Source organism: Chthoniobacterales bacterium, assembly GCA_036569045.1.
In the GTDB taxonomy this organism is placed as follows: Bacteria; Verrucomicrobiota; Verrucomicrobiia; order Chthoniobacterales; family JAATET01; genus JAATET01.
Genome location: DATCRI010000063.1, coordinates 1 through 5,399, shown reverse-complemented (window position 1 = coordinate 5,399; position 5,399 = coordinate 1). Strand labels below are relative to the sequence as shown.

General features: G+C 64.9%; 5 protein-coding genes. 4 read left to right on the top strand and 1 reads right to left on the bottom strand.

The genetic code is table 11. The features are described 5' to 3' along the window. A partial coding sequence (locus tag VIM61_12015) for an alpha-2-macroglobulin family protein (protein HEY8901128.1) occupies nt 1–3,278 on the top strand: 3,278 nt, incomplete at its 5' end. A 12-nt stretch (nt 3,279–3,290) separates the two neighbouring features. On the opposite strand, the gene VIM61_12010 is transcribed toward VIM61_12015, so the two are convergent. Further along, complete coding sequence (locus tag VIM61_12010) at nt 3,291–3,683, bottom strand: DUF2934 domain-containing protein (protein HEY8901127.1); 393 nt, start codon at nt 3,681–3,683, stop codon at nt 3,291–3,293. 81 nt (nt 3,684–3,764) lie between these two features. On the opposite strand from VIM61_12010, the gene VIM61_12005 reads away from it, so the two are divergent. The 3 genes from VIM61_12005 to VIM61_11995 form a co-directional block, all read left to right on the top strand. Next, nucleotides 3,765–4,202, top strand: a complete 438-nt coding sequence (locus VIM61_12005; GenBank protein HEY8901126.1) for a phage holin family protein — start codon at nt 3,765–3,767, stop codon at nt 4,200–4,202. Nucleotides 4,203–4,234: 32 nt separating this feature from the next. Next, complete coding sequence (locus VIM61_12000; protein HEY8901125.1) at nt 4,235–4,972, top strand: hypothetical protein; 738 nt, start codon at nt 4,235–4,237, stop codon at nt 4,970–4,972. A gap of 50 nt (nt 4,973–5,022) precedes the next feature. Continuing rightward, a partial coding sequence (locus tag VIM61_11995) for a phosphoribosylanthranilate isomerase (protein HEY8901124.1) occupies nt 5,023–5,399 on the top strand: 377 nt, incomplete at its 3' end.

Here is a 5,399-nt window from a genome sequence, read left to right as displayed (position 1 = left end):
GGCGGGTCGTGCAGCCGAAGGACACCGTGAAGATTTCCGTCACGGCGCGCGATGGAAACGATCGGCCGACCGCGGCGACAGGAGCGCTCACGATTTCCCGCCTGCGCTGGACCGAAGTGTGGCGGGACCCGCAGGGGCGAGAGGTCTCCGGCGAGGAACTGGAAAAACTGAAGCTCGGCGTGTTTCCGCCCACGGAGTTCGGCTGGCGGCTCGTGAAGCAGGAGTATTCCCGCGAGGAGGTCGCCCGCGACGAGGTGAAGACGAACGACCAAGGCCTCGGCAGCTATGGCTTCCGGCCGCAGAGCGCGGGATTTTACCGCGTGGCGTGGTCGAGCCCGGACGGAAACGGGCCGCCGGTCATCGCGGAAACGGATGTGTGGGCGAGTGCGACGGAGGGCGGAAGCACCGGTTATCGCTCGGGCGGCGTGGAGATTATTTGCGATCCCTCTGCGCCGGCTGGTGCCGACAAGGTGCCGGTGCTCGTGACGACCGACACCGCGAATCGCGACGTCCTGCTGCTCGTCCATGCCGGCGGAAATCTGTTTCGCAGCGAGGTCGTGCACGTCGACGGCAAATCGAAGCTCGTCGAGCTCGATCGCGACCCTCGCTATGTGCCGAATGTTTTCGTGACGGGCGCAGCAATGCGCGGACTCGAATTTTTTGCCGACACCCGGGAGATCAAGTTCCCGCCGGTGCAGAATGCGCTGGTGATCGATCTGCGTGCGGATGCCGCGAAGATCCTGCCTGGTGGCGACGGCTCGCTTCGCCTGAAAGTGCGAGATGCCGAGGGAGCCCCGGTGCGTGGCGAATTCGCCGTCTCGGTCACAGACGAGGCGATTTCCGCGATCCAGGAGGACTACACGGGCAGCCCCGTGGATTTCTTCCTCGGCGAGTCGCGTGATTCGCTGGGCGATCCCGTCAGCTCGGTCTCGGCGATGCCCTTTTTGCGGGCCAGCGATCTCGAGAAGGATAACGCTCAGCCGTTGGAGAAGACGATGATGCGCTCGATGGCTGGCGGGCAGACGGCGCCGCAGGATGTCGAGTCGGTTGCCCTTGCGGAAGTGGCCGGGGAGACGCCGGTTGCCGTTCGCTCGAATTTCACCGCGACCGCGCTCTGGCAGCCGGGAATCGTGACTGACGAAGACGGCGTCGCGATCGTGAAATTCAAATATCCGGACTCGCTGACGACCTGGCGCGCCGTGGTGCGCGGCTCGTCGGCCGGCGAGGAATTCGGGTTCGCCGAGACGACCACGACGGCGACGAAGTCTCTCATCGCGCGGATGCAGGCTCCGCGATTCCTCGTGGACGGTGATCAGGTGCAGATTGCCGCGGTGGTGAACAACCGCACCTCCGAGGCGATCAAGGCGAAGACCAATCTCCGCGTCGAGGGATTGGTCGGCGCGCCGCGGATGCAGGCGCTGGAGATTCCGTCGGGCAGGGACGCGCGGGCCGTGTGGAGCCTGTGGGCGTCGAATTCTGGCGTCGCGCGATTGACGCTCACCGCCGTCGCGGACAGCGCCAACGACGGCGTGGCGGTGCAGTTACCGATTTTTCCCGACGGCATCGAGCAGTCGCTCGGCGTCGCCGGGAAGGCGACGGATGCGACGACGAAATGGGATCTCACCCTGCCGGGCAAACGGCGCGCGGGCTCGCAGTCTCTAGTCGTGACCGCGACGCCCAGCCTCGCCGCCACCGCGCTCGATGCCCTTCCGTATCTCGTGAGCTACCCGCATGGCTGCGTGGAGCAAACGATGAGCCGCTTCCTTCCCGCGGCGGTGACCGCGCGCACGCTGCAATCGCTCGGGCTCGATCGCGGCGTCGTGGCGAATCGAATTTTTGGCGGAGTGTCTCCCGAGTTTCTTGCGAAGACGCACCCGAAGATGGAAGGCACCGCCGGTCTCGAGGAACTCGACGCCGCCATCGCGAGCGGACTCGGCAGCCTCTCGGATGCTCAAAAGGCGGACGGTTCGTGGGGATGGTGGAAGGCGGGCGAAAGCGACGCGTTCATGACGGCCTACGTCGTCTGGGGCCTGCGGCTCGCGCAGCAAGCCGGCGTGGCCGTGCGCCTGCAAATGATCGATCGCGGCGTCGCCTGGTTGCGGCAACACCTCGTTGATGCGACGGACGACCCGAATTTGCAGGCGTGGCTGCTGCACGCGCTCGCCGCGCAGCGCGAGGCCGGCGGCCGTCTCGCCGATGAGGAACGCGCCGCGCTCGACAACGCGTGGCAGAAGCGCGATCAGCTTACCGCCTACGGCCGCGCGCTGCTCACGCTCGCGGCGCAGAATTTCGGCGACACCGTCAAGGCGCAGACGCTCGTTCGCAATCTGCGGGACGGCGCCGTTCGCGACACGCAGGGTGGTTTGCCGGCGGTGCACTGGGGGAGTGACGGAATGTTCCGTGCCTGGCAGGACGGCGGCGTGGAGGCGACGGCGTTCGCACTGCAGGCCCTGCTGGCGGTGGATCCGGGCAGCGACTTGATCGAGCCTGCGGTGAGCTGGCTGGTGAAAAATCGCCGCGGCGCGCAGTGGTCGAACACCCGGGATACCGCGATCACCGTGCTCGCGATGGATCGCTATCTCGCCGCGACGAAGGAGCTGGGCCGGGCGGCGTCGTTCGAGATTTTCGTGAACGGCCGGAAGGCGGCCGAGGCGCGGGATGTGACCGCGCTCTCGGGGGAGTCTCGATTCCCGATCGATCCCTCGTTTTTGCGCGACGGAGCGAATTCCATCGAGCTGCACCGCGCGGCCGGCGACGGCCCTATCTATCTCTCGGCGCAAGCCCGATTTTTCACGCAGGAGCAGCCGATAGCCGCGGCCGGCGACGAAGTGACCGCGGAGCGCGACTACCTGCGCTACGCTCCGCAGCTGACGCTGCTCGACGGGTATCGCTTCGACCGCATCCCGTGGAAGCTCGACGAGGTGGCGGCGCCCGACCAGCGTATCGAGGTCGTGCTGACGATCGCCGCGAAGAACGATCTCGAATACGTGATGGTCGAGGATCGAAAACCCGCGGGGCTCGAGGCCGTCGATGTGCGCAGCGGCGAATTTCTCACGGCCGAAGGGCCGGATGGCCGGCGCGTGCCGGTTTATTGCGAGCTGCGGGATCGCACCGTCGCGTTTTTCCTCCGCCGGCTGCCGGCCGGTGAGTGGACGATTCGCTACGACCTGCGCACCGAGCTGGCGGGGGATTTCTCCGCCCTCCCGGTGACGGCGCAGGCCATGTATGCGACCGAGATTCGCGGCAACGGTGAAAGTCGCCGCGTCAAAATCAAGTAGCCGGCGTGCCGGTTACTTCTTCTTCTTTTTGGCCTCGGCCTTGAGCTGGCGTTCGGCTTCGATCCAGTCCTGCTCGGAGCTGCCTTCCCAGCCCATCGCCTGGCGGCGCTCGGCGATGAAGTAGGCGCGCAGCGAGATTTCCTCGATCGAGAGAACGATTTCCGTAGCGACCTTGGGCAGCTTTGGAACGACGGCCTTCTTGACGGCCTTGACGATCTTCACGACCGGCTCGATGTCGACAGCGACGACGGGAGCAGCGGGCTCGACAGGCGCGACGGGTTCCGCCTTGGCCTTCTTCTTCGCCTTTTTCTCCGGAGCGGCTTTCTCCGCCTTCGGAGATTTCACCGCTTTCGCCGGCTTTGCTTTGGTGGCTTTCTCGGATTCGGATTTTTTTGCTTTTGGCATGATGATTTTCCCCTTCGACTGGGAATAGAAAGCTGGTTGCGGCTTGGCAAAATAAATCTTCAAAATCGCGCCCGCCAAACTATGCTTGCCCCCATGCAAGCCTTTCTTCTCCGCTGGTTTATCACGACGCTGGCGGTGATGACGGCGGCCTGGGTGCTGCCCGGCATTTCCTACGATTCCACGGGGGCGTTGCTCGGCGCCTCGTTGCTCCTCGGCATTGTGAATGCCTTCGTGCGGCCGTTCCTGCTGCTCCTCAGTCTGCCCTTCATCATCGTGACGATGGGCCTGTTCATTTTCGTGGTGAATGCGCTGTTGCTCATGCTCGTTTCGTCCGTCGTGCCGCCGTTTCACGTGAACGGATTCTGGGACGCATTTTTTGGGGCGATCATCATCAGCATCGCGAGCTGGGCGTTGAGTTCGGTGTTCCGTGCGAGCGACGGCCGGGTCCGCCTGATCACGCACCACGAAAGTCCGCACGCGCCTCGCATCAAGCAGGCCGACGCCCGCGTCATTAAATAGGGCCGCTCCGCGAATTCGTGCGATAATTCCGCATGACCTATTGCCTGAGTCTCCTTTGCCGTGAGGGGATCGTGTTCCTTTCCGACTCCCGGACGAGCGCCGGGGTGGATAACATCACGATCCATCCGAAAATGCGCATCTATGCCCGCGAGGGCGACCGCGTGATCTGCCTGCTCAGCTCGGGGAACCTGTCGCTCACGCAATCCGTCGCCGAACTCATCGAGGCCGACATGGCGGAGTCTGGCGCCGAGGGCAAGCGCCCGTGCCTGCTGAATCGTCCCAGTCTCTACGAGACCGTCCGCTACGTCGGAGAAAAGGTGCGCACGGTGCGGGCGCAGGATGGTCCCGCCATGCGAAACGAGGATCTCGATTTCTACGGGAATTTCATTCTCGGCGGGCAGATCGGCGGGCAGCCGCCGCAGATTTACCGCATCTACTCGCCGGGGAATGCGATCCACGCGAGCCGCGAGTCGCCATTCCTCCAGATCGGCGAGCTCAAGTATGGCAAGCCGCTGCTCGACCGCGCCTTCACGTTCGAGACGCCGCTCGACGAGGCTGTGCGCTGCGGCATTCTTTCGCTCGACGCGACCGCGAAAAGTAATGTGTCCGTGGGCACGCCCTTCGAGGTCTTTTGCTACGAGACGGGCAGCCTGGAGGTGCGCCGCCGCGCCGTGCTGCTCGACAACGATCCGTGGCTGCGATCCGTCCGCGAGGGCTGGGACCACGGACTGACCGCGCTCGTGAAACAACTGCCGCCGCCGCCGTTTTGAAAAGCGACCTGTTTTTTTCGCCGGGACCGCTGCGCGTGAAAATCTGCGGCGTGACGAATCCCTCGGACGCCGCGGTGGTCGTGGATGCCGGCGCGGACGCCATCGGGATCAATCTTTTCCCCGGCTCGAAGCGCTTCGTGGAACTCGCTGCCGTGCGTGACTGGGTGCGTGAACTGCCGCTCGCGCGCGTCGCGGTGGTCGTGAATGCGTCGCCGGATGACGTGGCGCGCATCGCTGACGCCGATTGTTTCGATGCCATTCAGTTTCACGGCGACGAAACGCCGGAGATGTGCGCGGCGAGCCCGCTGCCGTGGATTCGCGCCGTGCGCGTGTCCGGCCCCGAGGCGCTGGACGACGCTTTGAAATTTGCGACCGAGGCGCTGTTGCTCGATGGCTTTGCGGCTGCCGGTTATGGCGGGCTGGGAGT